Origin of the sequence: Ruegeria atlantica, from assembly GCF_001458195.1 — a bacterium.
Lineage (GTDB): Bacteria > Pseudomonadota > Alphaproteobacteria > Rhodobacterales > Rhodobacteraceae > Ruegeria > Ruegeria atlantica.
Map to the genome: position 1 here is coordinate 23,032 of NZ_CYPU01000070.1, position 19,241 is coordinate 42,272.

The following is a 19,241-nucleotide window of genomic DNA, read 5'->3' on the forward strand; positions in this document are numbered from 1 at the left end:
TCAGGCCCGCCCCCGGTTTGCAACAGATCGCAAGGCGGAAACATCCGCAAGGGGGCAGGCATCCAACTGGTCTTTGGGATTAGAACCGGGCCCTGAAAGCCACCCCGACCAACGGCGCGGTTTCATAGTTTTGGCGGCTGAGTTCCGTGCCGTTCGCATCATCCAGTGTAAGACGCCCATCCAATTCTGCGCCTGCGAAAACGTTAAGCGAAATGCCGGGATTGGGATTGTAGCCAAAGGAAACCACCACTGGAATACTTTTGTCCTCGCCTATCCCGTTTGGGGCCAGCCCTTCCTCATCAAGCCGGAACCGAATGCGCTCAGAGCGAGCAGAAAGGCCGAGGGTCATCGTGTCATTCAGCGCATAGCTGAGTGTCAACCCCGGCCCCTGCGTTGCGCCAATCCCCGAGCCGGTATTCAGGTTCCAACGGTCATTGATATCCCAATCCACCAGAAGCGCCGGAAAAAAATCGATATCATCGTCTTCGAACTGCGAAAACGCTCCAAACGCAGGGCCGATGGTCAGGCTCTCGCTTAACTTCCAGGCAATACCAGCGAAGACACCATAAGTTCTGCCGTCCGCCGCATCAGCGCCGCTCTGGTAGTCCCAGCGGACCTGCGGTGACACGAAAACGCTTGCAGTATTGCCGGCACGAAATCGAACTGGAACAGAGATTCTGATGTCGCGGATGTCCTCCCACGGTTGGTTATCCGCCTGACTAAAGTTGTAATCGAACCTGCCGATGCTTGCTGACAGCCCAACCGAGGTTCCACCATTCAGATTATACAAAGCGGTTGTTCGCAAAAACGCCCGGCTGGCCGAGAACTCCCCGCCTTCACTCAGGTCCGCGTTGCTTTGATAAGCGGTCAACCCATCGATTTGATAGACCCATCCCAACCTCTGCTGCGCAAAGGTGGGCGAAGTCACCATGCCCAAGGCAAGGATCGTTGAACAGCAGGCCAAAGTGAAGGTTTTCATCTTTTTTCAACTCGATAGGGGCAAGGATACATTCTCAGATAGCATTCTGTCGGACACGATCAAATGATTGAAGGGAACTGATTTGTAGAGTGTGACAGCGAAGTCGAAGACAGACCCTGCGCACTGGTTTTTGCTCACCACCTAAACAATGGCCGCCAGAAAAGACCTGAGATTGCGCTGTAACTCTCATCTATGGTCAATAAGTTACCAATCTCGTTTCCTTGACAACGCGGGGTTGCCACCCTTTATTTAACAAAATAGTTAAACAGGAGGTCACGATGCGAGGCATAACCATTACATATTCCTTCGATGGCAACGAAGCCGAATGGCAGGCCACCATCCGCACATTTATCGAGGCAATCAACGCCGACCCTGAGGCGGCTGGAAAATTCACCTATCAGGTTGCGGTCGCTGATGACGGAAAGTCCCGGGTTCACTGGGGCCGCTGGGACAGCGCCGAGACATTGGCTCATGTGCAATCGCAACCCTATTTTCAGGCCTTCGCACCCAAAGTAAAGCAATTCGCCGGTGAAACATTGACCACCACCGGGCACGATATCACGCTTAAAAGCAGCGGCTGGTGACGCCTTGGCACCGGATCGTGGCGGCTGGTCAAAACGTTAAACCGACGTGGATCAGGATGCCCACAACCATCAGGACATTCAGCACCATCGAGATACCGTTGCCCACGTAAATAGGCAGCTTGCCGACCACCAGCCCGTAGGCGAACCATAAGAATGACAGCACAGCAAAGAGCGACCAAGACAGCAGAGACTGGCCGGTCGCGTGTTGTGAATGCGTGAAGTACAACTTGATCAACTGCGGCAGCGTGGCAAAAGGGCCGACAATGCCAATGAAGACCATGAAGCCTTCAAACCGATGCATCCAATGACCAAGTTCTGATTTTTCAAGCTTTTCAGCAAGTGTTTCGGCCATACATACAGCTATTATCTATTCAAACGGTGCGGCGATCCTCGCCGACAGAGTGCGGGTAAAATAGACGTTTTGGTCCGAGCGACCAAGACCCGTTGAACGGCTGGCTAGTCCAATCCCTCATCGCCCAGCAGATGCCGACCCTGCCGGTCCTCGACCTCGATCACCCAAAGATCGGGGTCAAAACTGCGTTGCCGGGAGATGGCATCGTCAACCTCTGCTTCGGCGCCAGAGGAAAGCTCGACCCATTTGCGTTCACCGCTCATCAGATCAAAACTGCGTTGGAACGCCACCGCTTGCCCATCCAAGGTGTTTAGTTTGACCAACACCGCGCCCGCTGTGTCGTCGCCATGTGCCACGACAAAAGCCGGGATTTCCTGAAACCGTAGCCTTGCCAAATAGGCGTGGACCCAAAAATCAGCCGTCAGGCGGGTCATGCGTTTCCGTCTTTGAAATCCAGACCCATTTCCGAGTAACGCTCGGATTCCTCGAGCCAGTTCGGGCGCACTTTGACTTGCAGGAACAGATGTATCTTGCGGTCCAGGAACTCTTCCAACTCGGCCCGCGCGGCTTGGCTGACCGCCTTGATCGTCTCGCCCTTTTTGCCCAGCACGATGCCTTTGTGACCGTCGCGCATGACATAGATGATCTGGTCGATCTTGGCAGAGCCGTCTTTGCGCTCTTCCCAGTTTTCGGTCTCGACCGTCAGCTGATAGGGCAACTCCTGATGCAGGCGCAGGGTCAGTTTCTCGCGCGTCATCTCAGCCGCGATCATGCGCAGGGGCAGATCGGCGATCTGATCCTCGGGATACAGCCACGGGCTTTCGGGCAATTCCGCAGCCAGCCATTTGCGCAGATCCTCAACGCCATAGCCCTTTTCGGCGGAAATCATAAAGGTTTCGGAAAACGGGTAGCGTGCGTTCAGGTCACTTGTCAGGGCCAGCAGCACCTCAGACTGGACTTTGTCGATCTTGTTGATCGCCAGCGCAACCTTTCGGCCCTGACCGATCTCTTCCAGGCCTTCGAGGATACGCTCGACCCCTTCGGTGATGCCGCGATGTGCCTCGATCATCAGAACGACGACATCTGCATCCGCCGCTCCGCCCCAGGCCGCGGCAACCATGGCGCGATCCAAACGACGACGCGGTTTGAACAGGCCGGGTGTGTCTACAAAGACCAGCTGCGCATCGCCTTCCATTGCCACACCGCGAATGCGGGTACGGGTCGTCTGAACCTTATGCGTCACGATCGAAACCTTGGCCCCGACCATGCGGTTCAGCAGGGTGGATTTGCCTGCGTTGGGCTCTCCGATCAGGGCGATAAATCCGGCGCGTTTGGGCATGTGTCTGGCGTTCCTGGTTGCAAGTGCGCACCCCTATAGCAGAAAGGCCGCGCGGGCCAGAGGGATTTGTCGCATTGCGGTCATGCAAAATCGGTGGCACGCCTATTCCAAGCCGCGCCAAATCCAGCCAGGCAACCATCGAAAAATGAGGCAAGACATGAAACGTCGCGAGTTTCCTTTGGGCAGCGGGGCCGCTGCCGGCGCGCTGGGTCTGGGCGGTTTCGGGTTGGCGCAGGGGACGCCGGAGTTGACCATTCAACCAGCAAGCTTTGCCCTGCGGGATACGGTGACGACCGGAATGGTCAGCCTGTCCCCTAACGCACCGCCGCCGGTATTGTATGGCAAGCAAGGGGAAGTGATGCGGCTGCCGGTGCGCAATACGCTGTCGGAATACACGGCAATGCACTGGCACGAGATGCGGATCGCGAACAACATGGACGGCGTCCCTTACCTGACCCAAATGCCATTGGGTGAAGGTGAGGCCTTTCACTATGACTTCACTCCGCCCGATGCAGGCACCTACTGGTATCATCCACATTGCATGACGATGGAGCAGATGGCCCACGGTTTGACGGGCGTCATGGTGATTACAGAACCCGAAGACCCCGGATTTGACAGCGAACAGGTGATCAACCTGCGCGATTTTCGGTTGGATGAAGATGGTTCGTTTCTGCCCGCCTATACCCAGCGCGGCGCGGCACGGGCCGGAACCTTTGGCAACGTCCACACCGCTAACTGGGTGCAGAGTCCTGTCTACGATCATGCCGCAGGCAGTCTGGTGCGACTGCGAGTCGTAAATACGGACACAACGCGTATCTACAAACTGCATCTTGAGGGCGGCGATGCACGGATTATCGCGTGGGATGGCCATCCGCTTGAGATTAACATCCCGATGCCCAGCGCTGATGAGCCGCTTCTTGTCGGGCCCGGTCAGCGGGTGGATTTTGCGGTTGCAATGCCCGGCGACGAGGGGCGCAGCGTTGCGCTGATGGCAAAATTGCCCGGTCAGCCGCACAGACCTATGGCACAGCTGCGCGCAATCGAATCATCAGCGTCACGAGACCTGCAAGAGTTGCGCCCTCTGCCCGTCAACCCGGTCGCGAAACCCGTTCTGACCAATGCCGAGCTGCACGAGTTTGTATTTGGCTGGACCCCCGAAGGTGGTGAACCCAACAACGGGTTCTGCGGCTCGCTGGGGTATAACTTCTGGTCCATCAATCGCAAACCATGGCCCGGCGACGCGGCGCAGGGTGTTGGGCCTTTGGCAACGCTGGAAATGGGCAAAAGCTATGTCCTTCGGCTGCGAAATGAATCTCCTAACTTGCACCCGATCCACCTGCACGGATTGGCTTTTGTGCCGATACGGTCGAACCTGCGCCAACTGCCGCCTCTGATGAACGACACGATGCTGTTGCTAAAAGACGAGGTTGCCGAGATCGCGCTGGTCGCTGATAACCCGGGCGACTGGGCGTTCCACTGTCATGTCATCGAGCACCAAAAGACCGGGCTGACTGGATTTATCCGGGTGGTCTGAGGGGCGAGCTAGACGCTCCCCAGGCATTTCATGCGCTCTGGCGCTCAATCAAGCGCAAGACGGCAACCATGACGATCCCGTAAAAAACATGCCCAATCAACGCGACCCAGGTGATCGCCGAGAAGTTTAGGAAAGTCGGCAATCCGGACAAAGTTGTGATCCCACCCAGGGCAAAAACCCAAAGGCCAAACCCATAGATGGCCGAGGCCGCGAACATATGAACGGGGCCAAAGACCTTAACCCATATCGGCTTGAAGATCAGAAACCACCCCAGCGGGTACGCAATCAGACCTACAAGATAGAAATGCACGAAGAAGCCAAGGAAGGCATTGCTGGGCAGGCCGAGACTGGCCAGCAGGCTTTGGGCCAGCCCTTCGGGCGACAGATTGGCCCAGCCGATGCCGGGGCTGACAACCTGCCCCCAGAAATCGAAGGCGATCGTGGCGATAAAACCGGCGATAAACAGAAAGCCGATATTCACGGTGGTCAGTTTTGCGCTTTGCATTTGAATGCCTCAACTCATTGTATCCGTTTCGCTTTGACCCATTGCTCAAAAGTAAGCGCCAAAGCGGATGACCTTCAGATACGACTGCGGCCCGAGGTCCGCCATAGGCCTCAAGTTAGATTGAGAATTGTGACATAAACGGATTGCGAAGCTTTGTTATTTCAACTGATCCAGCAGCGCTTTCGCGGCAGCTTGTTCTGCCTGACGTTTCGACCCCGCCGTCGCCTGAGCCTCGGCGCCGTCCTGCAATCGTGCGGCAATGGTAAACACTGGGGCATGGTCGGGGCCGCTGCGCTTGACCTCGACGTAAGCGGGCGGCTTTTGCCCGCGCGCCTGCGCCCACTCCTGTAGCGAGGTTTTGGCGTCGCGCGCATCCGCTTCAACGTTGTGGACGCGATCCCCCCACAGTCGCAGGATGACGTCGCGCGCGGCCTCGAAACCGGCATCGCGATAGATTGCGGCGATCACAGCCTCCATCGCGTCACCCAGCAGGGCCTGTTTGCGGCGCCCGCCTGACAGCATCTCGGACCGGCCCAGTTTCAGCACCACGCCAAGATCGATTTGCCGGGCCACATCGGCACAGGCCTCTTTGCGGACCAACGCGTTGAACCGAGGGGCCAACTGCCCTTCGGATGCTTTTTTGTCGGCCTCCAGCAGGGCGGTTGCCATGACAAGACCCAGAACCCGATCGCCCAGAAACTCCAATCGCTGATTGTCGGGTCGTGTCGAGGACGAGACCGATCCATGGGTCAGTGCGCGCACCAGCAGTTCAGGGTTCGAGAATTCGTACCCCAGACGCTGCTGGAACGCCTTTATCTCGGTCGAAAGCTTCAATTGACCGCCTTGAAGAAGCGATCCCCGCGCCATGTCCAGAAGAACAGCATTGACCGGCCAGCGGATGAGAACAGGATGCGATCAGCCCGCCCGATCAGGTCTTCGTAAGGCACATAGCCTACGCCACCTGCGGATTGCGGCACGCGGCTGTCGCTGGAGTTGTCGCGGTTGTCCCCCATGAAGAAGTAATGCCCTTCGGGAACCGTGTAGATACCGGTATTGTCAGCCGCCTGGTTGCCGATGTTCAGCACTTCGTAAGACACACCGTTTGGCAGTGTTTCGATCATACGCGATTTTTCGCAGACACCGCCAAAGCCGACAGGACCGTTTTCGCAGCGTGGGCGCAAACCTTGCGAGCCTTGTGGTTCGGCAACTTCGGTGAACACACCATCTGGCTGTTGTTGTACCGGTGTGCCGTTCAGGATGATCTGACCGTCCCGCACCTGAATGCGGTCCCCGGGCAGACCAATCAGACGTTTGATATAATCACGACCACTGACGGGGTGGCGGAAAACAATGACGTCACCGCGTTCGGGGTCGCCGCCCCAGATACGAGTGTTTTCATCGCTCTGCATCCAGCCGCAGAGATCTTCGGCGTCAACATTCAGGCCGACGCTTGGGATGATCAGGCTGGGGCAAGACGCGTAGGAATAACCGTAAGACATTTTGTTGACGAACAGGAAATCGCCGATCAACAAGGTGGGCTTCATCGAACCCGACGGAATCCAGAATGGCTGGAACAGGATCGTGCGGAACACGCCCGCGATCAGCAGGGCATAGACGATGGTTTTGATCGTCTCCCACACGGCGTTACCTGTTTTGGCTTCCTCGGCCATACTGCTCTCCGGTCGTTTATTCGTTGGGGTGCTACATGCGGGTCGGTTGGGGGCAAGTCAAGGCTGCGCAGGCGCATCGTGAAGCGGGCGCGCCTCGATCACCACGAATGCCTGCGCCCAAGGGTGATCGTCGGTCAGGGTGACGTGGATGATGGCCTCATACCCTTCGGGCGTCATCTCTTTCAGTCGATCTGCCGCCCACCCGGTGACATGCATCACAGGCTGACCGGTGCGCAGATTGGTCACCGACATATCCTTCCAGGCAATGCCCATGGCCAGACCAGTGCCCAGCGCCTTAGAGCATGCCTCTTTTGCAGCCCAGCGTTTGGCATAGGTTCCGGCGACATCAGCGCGTCGTTCGGCTTTGCTCTGTTCGATCTCAGTGAATACACGGTTGCGAAACCGGTCTCCGAACCGGTCCAATGTGCCCTGAATGCGGTCGATATTCGCGAGGTCTGTGCCGATGCCGAGGATCATTGCTCTTGGACTTTTCGATTACGTCTGGCCATCGCTCTCAATTCGGCCTTTATGGCGAGTGGAAATATCGCAATGTTTGAAATAAATGCCACTGTCGTCAGAAACACCATCAATTCCACTATATGGCCGCTGCGGTGCCAATCATAGAACCGGTACATTTTTATTGGTCCTAAGCCGGACTTCGCCAATAAATAGTAAGCGGCATAATTCACTAAATAGAAAATGGCTGTCGCCAGAAACGCAAACGTCAATAATTCGCTCCAACCCGGCATACTTCCGGCGGAAGCGGCAACGACTCGGCCTGTGACAGCGGCTGCCAGAATGGCGGACAGAACCGGAATACCCACATTTGAGAAATCAATTCCAGTCAGCGCAAGCAGCAGCACAATAGAGATGGGCAGCAGAAATCTGATGATTACCAGCCAAAGCGTGTATCTCCACACGTTTTCCATCTTCAAAATTGCCTCCAATAATCGATTTGAAGTGTTGTATTTACGTAGCCCTTACGACAACCGCACCGTCAAAATCTTGTAACTCGCCACTCCAAAGAACCCAGCAAACGCAAAATCGAACCAGCGGCGGGCGCGGCGGTAGGCTCGCACCATGCGTTCCGAAGAGAAGAGAAAGGCATAGCCGGTGAAGATCAGCAACGATCCTGCGTATAGCATGGCGAAATAGCCCAACAACATCGAAAGGCTGGCATCATTCGGAGCGACGATGGCATAGATCGACCCCCAACTCAGGATCGCCTTAGGGTTGGTCAGGTGAATGGCGGCGCCCTTGGCAAAGATTGTGCGAAAAGAGCCGGTGACAGGGTTGCCTATAGCAACCTCATCAGGCGTCATCGCCCGGCGCAGCGCCTTGATCGCCAACCAGCCCAAATAGGCCACCCCCACATAGCGGATGACCTCGAACACCCAGACATTGGCCAGCATGATCGCCGATAAACCCAGCGCGGCGGCGATGCCCCACGCGGCAGAACCAGCACAAATGCCCAAAGCAAACACCAGGCCAGCGCGGCGACCTTCGTTCATTGCGGTTCCGGCAATCCCCATTGTTGCAGGCCCCGGAGAGCCACCGGCCATAAGCCAGGCAAACCAGATGGCAACAAAACCGGGGGTGATCATTCGCGCGCCTCATCCATTAGACGCCGCATCTCGGCCATGGCAGGCGTGAGGCCGCGAAAGATCGCCTCGCCAATAAGGAAGTGCCCGATGTTCAGCTCGCGGACTTCGGGGAATGCCGCGATCGGTTGTACGGTGTCATAGGTCAGGCCGTGGCCCGCGTGCACCTCAAGGCCCAGTGAATGTGCAAAAACGGACATTTCGCGCAGGGCTTCCAACTCACTGTTGGCTTTGTCGTCGTGGTCATCGGCCATGGCATCGCAATATGCACCGGTGTGCAGCTCGATCACTTCGGCGCCGATACGATGCGCCGCCTCGATCTGGCGCTGATCAGCAGCGATAAAGATCGACACACGACACCCGGCATCGCGCAGCGGAGCGATAAAATGAGCCAACTTGTTTTCCTCGCGCGCGACTTCCAGCCCGCCTTCGGTGGTGCGTTCCTCGCGCTTTTCAGGGACGATGCAAACCGCATGCGGCTTATGCCGCAAGGCAATTTTCTGCATCTCGGGCGTCGCGGCCATCTCAAAGTTTAACGGCACCGACAGGACCTCCATCAGGCCATCGATATCAGCGTCCGAGATATGGCGACGGTCTTCGCGCAGATGCGCGGTAATGCCGTCAGCCCCGGCCTCTTCCGCCAGCTTGGCGGCACGCAGCGGATCAGGATAGGCCCCGCCCCGCGCGTTGCGAACCGTGGCCACGTGGTCGATATTTACGCCAAGACGCAAGTGGTTGTCAGACATCGCTCGAATCCTTCTTAAGGCCCTGGTCTGAACCTAGGGCATTCATCAATGGAACGGCAGGCTTAGTTTCGGCCAAGCGTTTGATTTCGTCAAACTTTGCCTTGATCTTGTCGCGACGGCGCTGCTGATAGGTGCGGATCAGCGGCAAACTGAGATAGGAGCAGATTACACCCGCCAGAATGCCCGGAAGAACGCCGCCAATCATGTAGGGAAAGAACACCTCGTTATAGAAGATGCTGAGCCCATGCCAGTCCGCGACACGGTCGGTGAACATGGCAATAAAGTTGTTCTTCAGGTCTCCCATTGCATCTGTGAACTTGCCCATCAGACCATGCGTGTCGCCTTTGTGGAACTTGGTTCCCAGCAGGAAATGCCCGGTCTGCAGGCAAACCACGCCGATTGGCACATAGGTGAGTGGGTTGCCAAAGAATGTTCCACTCAGAGCCGCCAGAATATTGCCGTTCAGCAGCCGCGCCACCACAGCAGCGACCAGAAAATGCAATCCGTAGAACGGAGTGAATGAGGCAAAGACGCCTGCCCCGATTCCACGCGCAATGCGCTCGGGGGAATCCGGCAGCCTACGAACACGATGCTTTACATAGTGAAAGGCCCGCGTCCATCCACCACGGGGATAGACGAATTCAGACGCGATCTGGACAGGCGAGCGTCGGTCTCGGCGCTTAAATACCACTCCTGATCACCCCTTCTCAGCCAGCCGCTACTGCGGTTTTGGTCCTGTCCCTATAGCGTTCGACCGCGGCGACGTCGCTTTCGGCCTCAAGCATAAGCATCAGCGAATGCAACTGTTCCAGGTCACGCAATTCGACACTGACCAGAAGGCGGTAAAAATCCGGTTTGCGGTCGACAAACTCCAGGTTCGAAATATTTGCCTTTTTCTCGCCTATCAACGTACAAATGCGGCCCAGCACCCCGGCATCATTGCCAATCGTGACGTCCAGAGTCGCACCATGAACGGCCGGGTGCGTGCCAGAATGCCAGTGCAGATCAACCCAGCGATCTGGTTCGCTTTCGAACTCGGACAGGCGGTCGCAATCGATTGCGTGCACCACAACGCCCTTGCCGCGATAGGTAATGCCGACGATGCGTTCGCCAGGCAAAGGCTGACAACAGGGCGCGCGGTCGAATTTCTGGCCGGGTTCAAGGCCGATCACCGCGCGGCGCGGAGAAATGGCATCACCGTCATCCTGGGTAAGTTCAGGGTAAACGGCGCTGACCACATCATGCGCCGTCAGCTCGGCGCTGCCGAGACGCGCCAGCAATTCGTGACGATCCTTCAGGCGCAGGTGTTTCGCAGCGGTATCCAGCGCCTTGTCGGTAGCCTTTCGACCGACATGTTCGAAACCGGAACGCGCAAGTTCCTTGCCCAGCTTGATGAACCGCTCGCGGTCGACCTCGCGCAGCGCACGCCGAATGGCGGTCCGGGCCTTGCCGGTCACTGCAATCTCAAGCCACGTTACCTGAGGCGTCTGGCCGTCAGCGGTAATTACATCCACCGACTGACCATTCTTGATCCGCGTCCACAGTGGCACACGGATGCCGTCCACCTTGGCGCCAACACAGGCATGTCCAATGCGCGTATGGATCGCATAGGCGAAATCAATCGGCGTAGCCCCACGCGGCAGCTTGACAACATCACCCTTGGGCGTGAAGCAAAACACCTGGTCCGAGTACATTTCCAGTTTGACCGCTTCGAGGAAATCTTCGTGATCTTCCTCACTGTCGAACTGTTCAGTAAGGTTCGCAATCCACTTGGCCGGATCAACGGCAAAAGGGTTTTCCGAGCGGACACCGTCGCGGTACGACCAATGCGCCGCAACGCCGGTTTCTGCCACATCATGCATCTGACGGGTGCGGATCTGAACCTCGACCCGTTTCCCGTCGCGGCCGGAAACTGTTGTATGGATCGAGCGATATCCGTTCGATTTCGGCTGGCTGATATAATCCTTGAACCGACCCGGCACCGCGCGCCAGCGCTGGTGAATGGCACCCAGCGTCCGGTAACAATCTTCCTCGGACCGGGTAATGATGCGAAAACCGTAAATGTCGGACAGGCGCGAAAAGCCCTGATCCTTTTCCTGCATCTTGCGCCAGATCGAATATGGCTTTTTGGCGCGACCAAACACTTCGGCTTCGATGCCCGCCTTTTCCAGCTCGTGCCGCATGTCGCCGGTGATCCGATGAATCACGTCGCCGGTTTCACGTTGCAAGGTGATAAAGCGGCGAATGATCGACTGGCGACCTTCGGAATTCAGAACGCGGAAAGCAAGATCCTCAAGCTCTTCGCGCATCCACTGCATACCCATGCGACCCGCGAGCGGCGCATAAATATCCATCGTCTCGCGTGCCTTCTGCACCTGCTTTTCCGGGCGCATTGCCTTGATTGTACGCATGTTGTGCAAACGGTCGGCCAGCTTAACCAGAATAACCCGCAAGTCTTTGGACATGGCCATGAACAGCTTGCGGAAATTCTCGGCCTGTTTGGTCTCGCGGCTGGACAGCTGCAGATTGGTCAGCTTGGTGACGCCATCGACCAGCTTGGCAACCTCTTCCCCGAACAGTTCGGACACTTTGCCGTAATTGGCCTTGGTGTCTTCGATCGTGTCATGCAGCAACGCCGTAATGATCGTCGCATCATCCAGACGCTGTTCGGTCAGGATGGCGGCCACGGCAACAGGATGCGTGAAATAGGGTTCGCCTGAATGGCGGAACTGACCGTCATGCATCTGCTTTCCGAACTCATATGCTCGGGCGATGCGGTCAGCATTAGTCTTGGGGTTGTAGTTGCGGACCAGCGCAATCAGGTCGTCTGCAGAAATCATCCGGTCCGCACCTTTATCTTTGGGGATTACCCCTGGCCTTGAGCCTCCATCAGAGCGCGCAGCAGCTTCTCTTCCGACATATCGTCATCGGCAGGTTTGTCCGATTCCGCCCCCATCAACAGAGCCATCTGATCTTCTTCCGGCTCGTCGACCTCAATCTGGGTCTGGTTAGCCTCGATCAGGCGCTCGCGCAGTTCATCCGCGCTTTGGGTTTCGTCCGCAATCTCGCGCAGCGACACGACGGGATTCTTGTCATTGTCACGGTCGACGGTGATAGGGCCGCCGGCAGAAATCTCGCGCGCACGATGGGCGGCAAGCATCACCAGTTCAAACCGGTTAGGAACCTTGTCTACGCAATCTTCAACCGTCACGCGGGCCATGGGCGCTCTCCGTTACTGAATCCATGTCAGGAAGAGGTTTATCTAAGGGCGAATCCCCGCCTTGACAAGCAAGAAATGCTGCAATTGCACCGTTCACACAGCCGTGACCGCCGCAATATCCGCCGCAGGCAGGTCTGCCAGCATTTCGGTTACCGTCCGGCCCAGCACAGGATGTCGCCAATCCGGAGCTACGTCCGCCATCGGAACAAGTACAAAAGCACGATCTTGCAGGCGCGGATGCGGAAGAATCAGCCGATCCGGCGCCTTTTGCGTCTGTTCCTGTGCTGGCAGGGTCAGCCAGCTATCATATACGGTGCGATCCGGCAGAACCAATTCATCATAGCACACCAGATCCAGATCCAGCGTTCGCATACCCCATCGCTGCACCCTTTCGCGGCCAAACTGATGCTCAATCTGGTGAAGCAGGTGCAACAAATCGGCTGGTGTCCTGTCCGTTTCGATCGCTGCAGCCGCGTTAGTATAGTCGGGCCCGGCACCTGCCGGGAAGCACGGGGTCTCAAAAAAACGGCTGACGGCACGAATCACCACCCCTTGACGCAACATCGCGTCAAGTGCGCTTTGAAGTGTCACCTTGGGGTCAATACCTCTCAATTTGAGATTTGCGCCCAGCGCGATAACCGCTTTTGACATAGATTTGTACGTTCCATTCACTATATTCGGCGAATTGCATGCTTGCGATACGACCGAAATGGCCTAATTATAGAAGATCAGCGCGCCGCATATTTCCAAATTCCCACTCACGTAACACCACGGCGTCCTGTATTGTACCGGAAGGACCTATTTATGTTCTATAAAGACGAACGGCTAGCGCTGTTCATCGACGGCTCGAATCTTTATGCGGCCGCAAAAGCACTGGGGTTTGACATCGACTACAAATTGCTGCGCCAGGAGTTTATGCGCCGCGGCAAGATGCTTCGGGCTTTTTACTATACGGCGCTATTGGAAAACGATGAGTATTCCCCGATCCGCCCCTTGGTTGACTGGCTGCATTACAACGGCTTCACCATGGTGACAAAACCGGCGAAGGAATACACCGACAGCATGGGGCGTCGGAAAGTCAAAGGTAACATGGATATCGAACTGACGGTCGACGCCATGGAACTGGCACCACGTGTCGATCATATCGTGTTGTTCTCGGGCGATGGGGATTTCCGCCCGCTGATTGCCAGCTTGCAACGTCAGGGCGTGCGCGTTTCGGTGGTTTCGACCATCCGGAGCCAGCCGCCGATGATCTCGGACGAGCTGCGCCGCCAGGCTGACAACTTCATCGAACTTGAAGACCTGCGCGACGTGATCGGGCGACCTCCGCGTGAAATGCCCATGGAGCCACGCAGCGTTGCTGCGGGTGGACAGTAAGACCCGGCCACTCACCAACCCCGGGGGAAGAAATTAGCGCGGTCAGGCTGTACCAACCTGGCCGCGCTTCTTTAACTAAAAGCAGGTACTGAAACACCTGCTGGCTAGCAGTGATTCATGTCAGATCAATGACAATGTCCTGTCTGGACCATAGCCGGGAAAAGACTTACCTGTGGCCTATGGAGACCAAGACATGACCAAGCCGCCCCTTACCCTTTACCTTGCCGCACCACGCGGGTTCTGCGCCGGTGTCGACCGGGCGATCAAGATCGTTGAAATGGCGCTGCAGAAATGGGGTGCCCCGGTCTATGTGCGGCATGAGATTGTGCACAACAAATTCGTCGTAGATGGTCTGCGCGAAAAGGGTGCGGTTTTTGTCGAAGAGCTGGACGAGTGTCCTAACGACCGACCCGTTATCTTTTCAGCGCATGGCGTACCGAAATCCGTTCCCGCGTCGGCGGCCCAGCGGGAAATGATCTACGTCGATGCCACCTGCCCGCTTGTCTCCAAGGTTCATGTCGAGGCGCAGCGCCATGCTGAAGCCGGATTGCAGATGATCATGATCGGGCACAAGGGCCATCCGGAAACCATCGGCACCATGGGCCAATTGCCTGACGGCGAAGTGCTGCTGGTTGAAACCGTTGATGACGTGGCCTCGGTTCAGGTGCGCAATCCGGAAAAGCTGGCATTTGTCACCCAGACTACGCTTTCAGTGGATGACACCAAGGACATTATCGCGGCCCTCGAAGCCCGGTTCCCGGCCATCGTTGGCCCGCATAAAGAGGACATTTGCTACGCCACCACGAACCGGCAAGAGGCTGTTAAGGCCGTGGCTCCGAAATCGGATGCTTTGCTGGTTGTAGGCGCACCGAACTCGTCGAACTCGCGTCGGCTGGTCGAGGTTGCTGCGCGCGCCGGATGCAACTATGCGCAATTGGTGCAGCGCGCCCACGATATCGACTGGCGGGCGCTGGAAGGCATCTCAACCATCGCCATTACCGCAGGCGCGTCAGCACCCGAGGTGCTGGTGAATGAGGTGATTGACGCTTTCAACAACCACTATGACGTAACGGTTGAACTGGTCGAAACTGCCGTCGAAAATGTCGAATTCAAAGTGCCTCGCGTCCTGAGGCAAACCGCATGAGAGGCGTCCCCAGAGCGCCGTTGGTTCTGGCGCTGGCGGGGCTGATCCCGTTCATTTGGGGCGCGCTGACCTCCTTGAACGGCGATTTGCAGGATTGGGGCAGGCAAGAGCTTGGGTCGCGGTTCGTCGGGCCTTATATTCAACTGTTCTACGGCTCGGTGATCTTAAGTTTTATGTCCGGTGTTCTGTGGGGGTTCGCCACCAAGACCTCGGGCAGTAAGGCAGCGACATGCTATGTGCTGTCAGTCCTCCCGGCGCTTTGGGCGTTTTTCATGACCGGCGGTGGACCTGTCGAGGCGGGCATCAACCTGATGTACGGCTTCGCCGGTTTGCTGGTGTTGGATGCGATATTTGCATATTGGCGGCTGACCCCAACATGGTGGCTGAGGCTGCGCGTTCTGCTGACAGCCATCGTCCTGATATGCCTTGCCGTAGGAGTGTACCTGTGACCGATCGCAAGACAATTGATGCCTACACTACGCGTGTTGCCGAGTATCTGAGCGTCCCATTGCCGCCCGAACAGATCGAAGCGCGTATGGCCTTTGCCGAAGCGGTTGCGCCGGGTGGCTATGTGCTGGACCTCGGCTCGGGCCCTGGGGCGGATAGCATGTTTTTCCTGCGTGAGGCGCTGCGGGTTCGGGCATTGGATGCGACGCCGGCCTTTGTGGAACACGCCCGCGAAAATGGCGTAGATGCGCATGTCAGTACATTTGACGATGTGACCGAAACGGCCACGTTTGACGGCATCTATGCCAGTTTTTCGCTGCTGCATGCCCCTCGCAAGGATTTCCCGCGCCATTTGGCGGCCATCCACCGGGCATTGAAGCCCGAGGGTATCTTTTTCCTTGGCCTGAAACTGGGAACCGGTGAACACCGCGACGACATTGATCGCTATTACACCTATTTCTCACAGACCGAGATCGAAGAGGCGCTAGCCGAGGCAGGGTTCACAATTGACCGGATTACAACCGGAGTGGGCAAGGGTCTGGCCGGGTCTTATGACGGCTTTATTCTGGTGATCGCCCATGCCTGAGTTGTTTGCCTATACCGATGGTGCCTGTTCGGGCAATCCTGGCCCGGGGGGCTGGGGCGTGCTGATGCGCGCGATGGACGGCGAAAAAGTCATGAAAGAGCGCGAGTTGAACGGCGGCGAGGCTGAAACCACCAACAATCGCATGGAATTGCTGGCAGCGATCAGCGCGCTGGAAACGCTGGAGCGGGCCTCGAGGATCACCGTGGTAACCGACAGCGCCTATGTGAAGAATGGCGTCACCGGCTGGATTTTCGGCTGGAAGCGCAACGGCTGGAAAACCTCGAACAAGAAGCCGGTCAAGAATGTCGATCTGTGGCAGCGACTGGACGAGGCGCAGGCGCGCCATGACGTGACCTGGGAATGGGTCAAGGGCCATGCAGGCCATCCCGAAAACGAAAAAGCCGACGAGCTGGCCCGCGCGGGCATGGCCCCGTTCAAACCCAAAAAGGCGCAAACATGAGCGGTCTGGCACTGCTCGACTATGCCTCAGTTCTGGTTTTTGCCCTGACGGGTGCATTGGTGGCTAGCCGGGCACAGCTGGATTTGGTGGGTTTTGCCTTTATGGCCTGCCTGACTGCTGTGGGCGGCGGAACCGTCCGCGACCTGCTGTTGGACCGGCACCCGGTGTTCTGGGTCGGTCAACCGGACTATATCCTGATCGCCACAGCGGCAGCTGTGGTGGTGTTTTTCACCGCCCATTTGGTGGAAAGCCGATACAACTTGCTGGTCTGGCTGGACAGTTTCGCTCTGTCGATTGCCGCGGCAGCAGGTGCTGGCGCAGCCTTGTCGCTGAACCAATCCGGTGTCATCGTTGTGCTGATGGGCGTCACAACGGGCTGCCTTGGCGGCTTAATGCGGGACGTGGTCTGCAACGAAGTGCCACTGGTTCTGAAACAGGGTGAGCTCTACGTCTCTTGCGCGTTTGCCGGGGCTTTTGCCGCTGTGATTGCGACCCGACTTGGTTTCGACGAGCTGGCCACACTGGCCGCATGTGCGTTGATCTGCTGGGCATTGCGGGCGGGATCATTGGTGTTTGGCTGGCGGCTTCCGGTTTACAAGGCGCGCCCGCCGCGGCAATAAATGGGTGCAAAATGTTCGATCTGCATTTCCTGTGGCACAGAAGTGAGAACTGAAATGAAATTCACTTTCCTCATTTTTGTCGCCTCACTGCCTCTTCTGGGTGCGTGTGCAGAGCGATACGACGCGGTCAGCTTCGTTGTACAGGGCGACGAAATCGTTGCTTCGGGGGCTATTGATCACACGACACTCAGCGCTTTTGAAGAAATCACTGCGGCCAATCCCGAGATCAAGACACTTGTACTGCAGAACATCGAAGGCTCGGTCGATGATGATGCAAATGTCGTTTTCAGCCGCGTTGTTCGGGACGAAGGGTTCGATACTGTGGTGCCCTCAAACGGCTTGGTCGCCTCTGGTGGCACCGATCTGTTCCTGGCAGGCAATCGTCGCACTCTGGAACCTGGCGCATGTGTCGGGGTTCATAGCTGGGGCGGCGGCGGATATGTGGCTGCCAACCTGCCCGAAAACCACCCCGAGCACGATCGCTATCTCGACTATTTCAATGATATTGGTGTCGACCCGGCCTTTTATTGGTTCACGCTTGATGCAGCGTCCGAGGACGAAATGCACTGGATGTCAGCAGAGGAAGCCAATCGCTTCAATATGGCGACGCGCAATTCCAAATCGTTGGGATCAACAGTGATTTGCGACGAGCGGTAGCCACGCTCAACGTCGTAGATAGGTCTGCCAGATCCAGATCACCAGCAGAGCCCCCAGAACGGCACCCACAAAACCGGACAACCATCCTGCCACGGTGATCAAGGCCCGCAACAGAAATCCGCCAACCAGTGCACCAACGATGCCAATCAACATGGTTGTGGGGATGTTGGCCTCGATCCGCATTAAACGGGTGGCCAGGAACCCTGCGGCGGCTCCGATAACAATCAGGGCGATGACAGGCATGTCACTTCCTCCAATGGGTCGGCACGATGATCAGCGCGCCGACGGATGACACAATAGCGTTCAATCCCGGGGACCCAAAAGCAAGGTTAAACCCGAACATCCTGCCAAACATGATCTGAGCAAAGAAAAACAGAAAGGCACCGCCGATACAAATGATGATAGATTGCAGATAGCCGTTTCGGGTAAACCCGGTTTTTTCCGCGAGGCTTCCAACGACGGCTGCGATCAACACCGTCCCCATCAAAGTCATGTACAAGTCTGTTATTCCTTCTAAATCCGGCTTCCCTTGGCCACAGGCCAGCCCCGCAGAAAGGTTTCCTTATACTGTGCGCCTTTGCCCGCCCGTTGCAGGCGCAACAGATCAACGGCACCCTCGCCGCAAGCTATTGTCAAGGCATCGTCCAGAGCTTCGCCGGGTACGCCCTGCCCCTCGGCCAGACGCGACGCCAGTAGTTTCACGCGGTCTCCGTCAATCTCGGTCCAGGCACCCGGGAACGGGGACAGACCGCGGATCTGCCGATCGACCTCGGCTGCGGGCCGGGACCAGTCAATCCGTGCCTCTGATTTGTCGATCTTAGCGGCATAGGTCACACCGACCTCGGGCTGCGGCTCGGGCGTCAGATCCGGCAGGTCATGCAAAGCCTCAACGATCAGTTTGGAGCCCATTATCGACAGCCGGTCATGCAACTGGTCGGTGGTTTCCTCGATCCCGATATCAGTTGCTTCGCGCATAAGAACCGGGCCTGTGTCCAACCCGGCCTCCATCTGCATGATGCAGATACCGGTTTGCGCATCGCCGGACATGATGGCGCGATGGATCGGGGCCGCCCCGCGCCAGCGCGGCAACAGGCTGGCATGGATATTCAGACATCCCTGGGCAGGCGCGTCCAGAATGTGCTGCGGTAGGATCAGGCCATAAGCGACCACCACAGCCACATCTGCGTTCAGTGCAGCAAAGGCATCCTGTTCATCTGACGATTTCAGAGACACCGGATGGCGGACAGTCAGGCCTAACGCTTCGGCCCGTGCGTGAACCGGTGTCGGTCTGTCCTTTTTGCCCCGACCAGCCGGGCGCGGGGGCTGGCAATACACGGCGACGATATCATGCCCAGCTTCGACCAGCGCATCCAGAACCGGAACCGAAAAGTCGGGCGTACCCATGAATACAATGCGCATC

Annotated in this window: 27 protein-coding genes; 9 read left to right on the top strand and 18 right to left on the bottom strand. The window is 57.2% G+C overall.

All coding sequences use genetic code 11. The features are described 5' to 3' along the window. Nucleotides 1–79: 79 nt before the first annotated feature. On the bottom strand, nt 80–979 hold the full coding sequence (locus RUA4292_RS18500) for a hypothetical protein (RefSeq protein ID WP_058278937.1): 900 nt from the start codon (nt 977–979) through the stop codon (nt 80–82). A 278-nt stretch (nt 980–1,257) separates the two neighbouring features. Between RUA4292_RS18500 and RUA4292_RS18505 the strand changes: the two genes are divergently transcribed. Further along, complete coding sequence (locus RUA4292_RS18505) at nt 1,258–1,563, top strand: NIPSNAP family protein (RefSeq protein ID WP_058278938.1); 306 nt, start codon at nt 1,258–1,260, stop codon at nt 1,561–1,563. 28 nt (nt 1,564–1,591) lie between these two features. Here RUA4292_RS18505 and RUA4292_RS18510 read toward each other — a convergent pair whose 3' ends face one another. From RUA4292_RS18510 to era, 3 genes are all read right to left on the bottom strand, one after another. After that, nucleotides 1,592–1,915: a SemiSWEET transporter gene (locus RUA4292_RS18510; RefSeq protein WP_058278939.1), complete on the bottom strand. Its 324-nt coding sequence runs from the start codon at nt 1,913–1,915 to the stop codon at nt 1,592–1,594. Between the two features lie 104 nt (nt 1,916–2,019). Next, on the bottom strand, nt 2,020–2,349 hold the full coding sequence (locus RUA4292_RS18515) for a DUF1491 family protein (RefSeq protein ID WP_058278940.1): 330 nt from the start codon (nt 2,347–2,349) through the stop codon (nt 2,020–2,022). Then, nucleotides 2,346–3,254 carry a GTPase Era gene (gene era, locus RUA4292_RS18520; RefSeq protein ID WP_058278941.1) on the bottom strand — a complete coding sequence of 303 codons (909 nt, stop codon included), beginning with the start codon at nt 3,252–3,254 and terminating at the stop codon, nt 2,346–2,348. The genes RUA4292_RS18515 and era overlap by 4 nt, the downstream gene beginning before the upstream one ends. 157 nt (nt 3,255–3,411) lie before the next feature. Here era and RUA4292_RS18525 point away from each other — a divergent pair, with 157 nt between their 5' ends. Further along, nucleotides 3,412–4,788, top strand: a complete 1,377-nt coding sequence (locus RUA4292_RS18525) for a multicopper oxidase family protein (RefSeq protein ID WP_058279044.1) — start codon at nt 3,412–3,414, stop codon at nt 4,786–4,788. Nucleotides 4,789–4,816: 28 nt separating this feature from the next. Here the strand turns inward: RUA4292_RS18525 and RUA4292_RS18530 are convergent, their stop codons facing one another. The 11 genes from RUA4292_RS18530 to folK all read right to left on the bottom strand — a co-directional run bounded on the left by RUA4292_RS18530 (nt 4,817) and on the right by folK (nt 13,181). Next, on the bottom strand, nt 4,817–5,293 hold the full coding sequence (locus RUA4292_RS18530) for a hypothetical protein (protein ID WP_058278942.1): 477 nt from the start codon (nt 5,291–5,293) through the stop codon (nt 4,817–4,819). Between the two features lie 156 nt (nt 5,294–5,449). Next, nucleotides 5,450–6,127, bottom strand: coding sequence for a ribonuclease III (gene rnc / locus RUA4292_RS18535; RefSeq protein WP_058279045.1), 678 nt, complete (start codon nt 6,125–6,127; stop codon nt 5,450–5,452). Next, nucleotides 6,124–6,963, bottom strand: a complete 840-nt coding sequence (gene lepB, locus RUA4292_RS18540; RefSeq protein WP_058278943.1) for a signal peptidase I — start codon at nt 6,961–6,963, stop codon at nt 6,124–6,126. Before lepB ends, rnc begins: the two co-directional genes overlap by 4 nt. Before the next feature lie 57 nt (nt 6,964–7,020). Continuing rightward, the gene (gene acpS / locus RUA4292_RS18545; RefSeq protein WP_058278944.1) at nt 7,021–7,440 is read right to left on the bottom strand and encodes a holo-ACP synthase; all 420 of its coding nucleotides are present in this window, start codon (nt 7,438–7,440) and stop codon (nt 7,021–7,023) included. Continuing rightward, nucleotides 7,437–7,892 (bottom strand): ABZJ_00895 family protein, encoded by a 456-nt coding sequence (locus RUA4292_RS18550; protein ID WP_058278945.1) that lies wholly within the window; start codon nt 7,890–7,892, stop codon nt 7,437–7,439. The genes acpS and RUA4292_RS18550 overlap by 4 nt, the downstream gene beginning before the upstream one ends. A gap of 51 nt (nt 7,893–7,943) precedes the next feature. Beyond that, a complete protein-coding gene (locus RUA4292_RS18555) occupies nt 7,944–8,567 on the bottom strand; it encodes a LysE family translocator (RefSeq protein WP_058278946.1) in 624 nt (207 codons plus the stop codon). Further along, nucleotides 8,564–9,310: a pyridoxine 5'-phosphate synthase gene (locus RUA4292_RS18560; protein ID WP_058278947.1), complete on the bottom strand. Its 747-nt coding sequence runs from the start codon at nt 9,308–9,310 to the stop codon at nt 8,564–8,566. The genes RUA4292_RS18555 and RUA4292_RS18560 overlap by 4 nt, the downstream gene beginning before the upstream one ends. Continuing rightward, complete coding sequence (locus RUA4292_RS18565; protein WP_058273282.1) at nt 9,303–10,001, bottom strand: DUF2062 domain-containing protein; 699 nt, start codon at nt 9,999–10,001, stop codon at nt 9,303–9,305. The genes RUA4292_RS18560 and RUA4292_RS18565 overlap by 8 nt, the downstream gene beginning before the upstream one ends. A 16-nt stretch (nt 10,002–10,017) precedes the next feature. Next, nucleotides 10,018–12,150, bottom strand: a complete 2,133-nt coding sequence (locus RUA4292_RS18570) for a RelA/SpoT family protein (protein ID WP_058278948.1) — start codon at nt 12,148–12,150, stop codon at nt 10,018–10,020. Nucleotides 12,151–12,176: 26 nt separating this feature from the next. Beyond that, complete coding sequence (gene rpoZ / locus RUA4292_RS18575) at nt 12,177–12,530, bottom strand: DNA-directed RNA polymerase subunit omega (RefSeq protein WP_010437681.1); 354 nt, start codon at nt 12,528–12,530, stop codon at nt 12,177–12,179. 93 nt (nt 12,531–12,623) lie between these two features. Further along, nucleotides 12,624–13,181 carry a 2-amino-4-hydroxy-6-hydroxymethyldihydropteridine diphosphokinase gene (folK, locus tag RUA4292_RS18580; RefSeq protein ID WP_058278949.1) on the bottom strand — a complete coding sequence of 186 codons (558 nt, stop codon included), beginning with the start codon at nt 13,179–13,181 and terminating at the stop codon, nt 12,624–12,626. Nucleotides 13,182–13,334: 153 nt separating this feature from the next. On the opposite strand from folK, the gene RUA4292_RS18585 reads away from it, so the two are divergent. The 7 genes from RUA4292_RS18585 to RUA4292_RS18615 all read left to right on the top strand — a co-directional run bounded on the left by RUA4292_RS18585 (nt 13,335) and on the right by RUA4292_RS18615 (nt 17,821). Further along, nucleotides 13,335–13,907 carry a LabA-like NYN domain-containing protein gene (locus RUA4292_RS18585; RefSeq protein WP_058278950.1) on the top strand — a complete coding sequence of 191 codons (573 nt, stop codon included), beginning with the start codon at nt 13,335–13,337 and terminating at the stop codon, nt 13,905–13,907. Nucleotides 13,908–14,100: 193 nt separating this feature from the next. After that, the gene (ispH, locus tag RUA4292_RS18590) at nt 14,101–15,051 is read left to right on the top strand and encodes a 4-hydroxy-3-methylbut-2-enyl diphosphate reductase (protein WP_058278951.1); all 951 of its coding nucleotides are present in this window, start codon (nt 14,101–14,103) and stop codon (nt 15,049–15,051) included. Next, nucleotides 15,048–15,500, top strand: a complete 453-nt coding sequence (locus tag RUA4292_RS18595; RefSeq protein WP_058278952.1) for a DUF3429 domain-containing protein — start codon at nt 15,048–15,050, stop codon at nt 15,498–15,500. Before ispH ends, RUA4292_RS18595 begins: the two co-directional genes overlap by 4 nt. Continuing rightward, nucleotides 15,497–16,084, top strand: a complete 588-nt coding sequence (locus RUA4292_RS18600; protein ID WP_233493497.1) for a class I SAM-dependent methyltransferase — start codon at nt 15,497–15,499, stop codon at nt 16,082–16,084. Before RUA4292_RS18595 ends, RUA4292_RS18600 begins: the two co-directional genes overlap by 4 nt. Continuing rightward, the gene (gene rnhA / locus RUA4292_RS18605) at nt 16,077–16,544 is read left to right on the top strand and encodes a ribonuclease HI (RefSeq protein ID WP_058278954.1); all 468 of its coding nucleotides are present in this window, start codon (nt 16,077–16,079) and stop codon (nt 16,542–16,544) included. Before RUA4292_RS18600 ends, rnhA begins: the two co-directional genes overlap by 8 nt. Continuing rightward, nucleotides 16,541–17,164: a trimeric intracellular cation channel family protein gene (locus RUA4292_RS18610; protein ID WP_058273289.1), complete on the top strand. Its 624-nt coding sequence runs from the start codon at nt 16,541–16,543 to the stop codon at nt 17,162–17,164. The genes rnhA and RUA4292_RS18610 overlap by 4 nt, the downstream gene beginning before the upstream one ends. 54 nt (nt 17,165–17,218) lie before the next feature. Further along, nucleotides 17,219–17,821, top strand: a complete 603-nt coding sequence (locus tag RUA4292_RS18615; protein ID WP_058279046.1) for a COG3904 family protein — start codon at nt 17,219–17,221, stop codon at nt 17,819–17,821. A gap of 6 nt (nt 17,822–17,827) precedes the next feature. Here the strand turns inward: RUA4292_RS18615 and RUA4292_RS18620 are convergent, their stop codons facing one another. From RUA4292_RS18620 to fmt, 3 genes are read right to left on the bottom strand one after another with little or no spacing between them, the layout of a single operon-like run. Then, on the bottom strand, nt 17,828–18,064 hold the full coding sequence (locus RUA4292_RS18620; RefSeq protein ID WP_058273291.1) for a GlsB/YeaQ/YmgE family stress response membrane protein: 237 nt from the start codon (nt 18,062–18,064) through the stop codon (nt 17,828–17,830). A gap of 1 nt (nt 18,065) precedes the next feature. Continuing rightward, on the bottom strand, nt 18,066–18,320 hold the full coding sequence (locus RUA4292_RS18625) for a hypothetical protein (protein ID WP_058278955.1): 255 nt from the start codon (nt 18,318–18,320) through the stop codon (nt 18,066–18,068). 14 nt (nt 18,321–18,334) lie between these two features. Next, complete coding sequence (gene fmt, locus RUA4292_RS18630) at nt 18,335–19,240, bottom strand: methionyl-tRNA formyltransferase (protein WP_058278956.1); 906 nt, start codon at nt 19,238–19,240, stop codon at nt 18,335–18,337. Nucleotide 19,241 lies beyond the last annotated feature (1 nt).

Bases quoted from the DNA above. Each gene is read 5' to 3' on its own strand.
- RUA4292_RS18500 (WP_058278937.1), bottom strand. From the start codon at position 979: ATGAAAACCTTCACTTTGGCCTGCTGTTCAACGATCCTTGCCTTGGGC.
- RUA4292_RS18505 (WP_058278938.1), top strand. From the start codon at position 1,258: ATGCGAGGCATAACCATTACATATTCCTTCGATGGCAACGAAGCCGAA.
- RUA4292_RS18510 (WP_058278939.1), bottom strand. From the start codon at position 1,915: ATGGCCGAAACACTTGCTGAAAAGCTTGAAAAATCAGAACTTGGTCAT.
- RUA4292_RS18515 (WP_058278940.1), bottom strand. From the start codon at position 2,349: ATGACCCGCCTGACGGCTGATTTTTGGGTCCACGCCTATTTGGCAAGG.
- era (WP_058278941.1), bottom strand. From the start codon at position 3,254: ATGCCCAAACGCGCCGGATTTATCGCCCTGATCGGAGAGCCCAACGCA.
- RUA4292_RS18525 (WP_058279044.1), top strand. From the start codon at position 3,412: ATGAAACGTCGCGAGTTTCCTTTGGGCAGCGGGGCCGCTGCCGGCGCG.
- RUA4292_RS18530 (WP_058278942.1), bottom strand. From the start codon at position 5,293: ATGCAAAGCGCAAAACTGACCACCGTGAATATCGGCTTTCTGTTTATC.
- lepB (WP_058278943.1), bottom strand. From the start codon at position 6,963: ATGGCCGAGGAAGCCAAAACAGGTAACGCCGTGTGGGAGACGATCAAA.
- acpS (WP_058278944.1), bottom strand. From the start codon at position 7,440: ATGATCCTCGGCATCGGCACAGACCTCGCGAATATCGACCGCATTCAG.
- RUA4292_RS18550 (WP_058278945.1), bottom strand. From the start codon at position 7,892: ATGGAAAACGTGTGGAGATACACGCTTTGGCTGGTAATCATCAGATTT.
- RUA4292_RS18555 (WP_058278946.1), bottom strand. From the start codon at position 8,567: ATGATCACCCCCGGTTTTGTTGCCATCTGGTTTGCCTGGCTTATGGCC.
- RUA4292_RS18560 (WP_058278947.1), bottom strand. From the start codon at position 9,310: ATGTCTGACAACCACTTGCGTCTTGGCGTAAATATCGACCACGTGGCC.
- RUA4292_RS18570 (WP_058278948.1), bottom strand. From the start codon at position 12,150: ATGATTTCTGCAGACGACCTGATTGCGCTGGTCCGCAACTACAACCCC.
- rpoZ (WP_010437681.1), bottom strand. From the start codon at position 12,530: ATGGCCCGCGTGACGGTTGAAGATTGCGTAGACAAGGTTCCTAACCGG.
- folK (WP_058278949.1), bottom strand. From the start codon at position 13,181: ATGTCAAAAGCGGTTATCGCGCTGGGCGCAAATCTCAAATTGAGAGGT.
- RUA4292_RS18585 (WP_058278950.1), top strand. From the start codon at position 13,335: ATGTTCTATAAAGACGAACGGCTAGCGCTGTTCATCGACGGCTCGAAT.
- ispH (WP_058278951.1), top strand. From the start codon at position 14,101: ATGACCAAGCCGCCCCTTACCCTTTACCTTGCCGCACCACGCGGGTTC.
- RUA4292_RS18595 (WP_058278952.1), top strand. From the start codon at position 15,048: ATGAGAGGCGTCCCCAGAGCGCCGTTGGTTCTGGCGCTGGCGGGGCTG.
- rnhA (WP_058278954.1), top strand. From the start codon at position 16,077: ATGCCTGAGTTGTTTGCCTATACCGATGGTGCCTGTTCGGGCAATCCT.
- RUA4292_RS18610 (WP_058273289.1), top strand. From the start codon at position 16,541: ATGAGCGGTCTGGCACTGCTCGACTATGCCTCAGTTCTGGTTTTTGCC.
- RUA4292_RS18615 (WP_058279046.1), top strand. From the start codon at position 17,219: ATGAAATTCACTTTCCTCATTTTTGTCGCCTCACTGCCTCTTCTGGGT.
- RUA4292_RS18620 (WP_058273291.1), bottom strand. From the start codon at position 18,064: ATGCCTGTCATCGCCCTGATTGTTATCGGAGCCGCCGCAGGGTTCCTG.
- fmt (WP_058278956.1), bottom strand. From the start codon at position 19,240: ATGCGCATTGTATTCATGGGTACGCCCGACTTTTCGGTTCCGGTTCTG.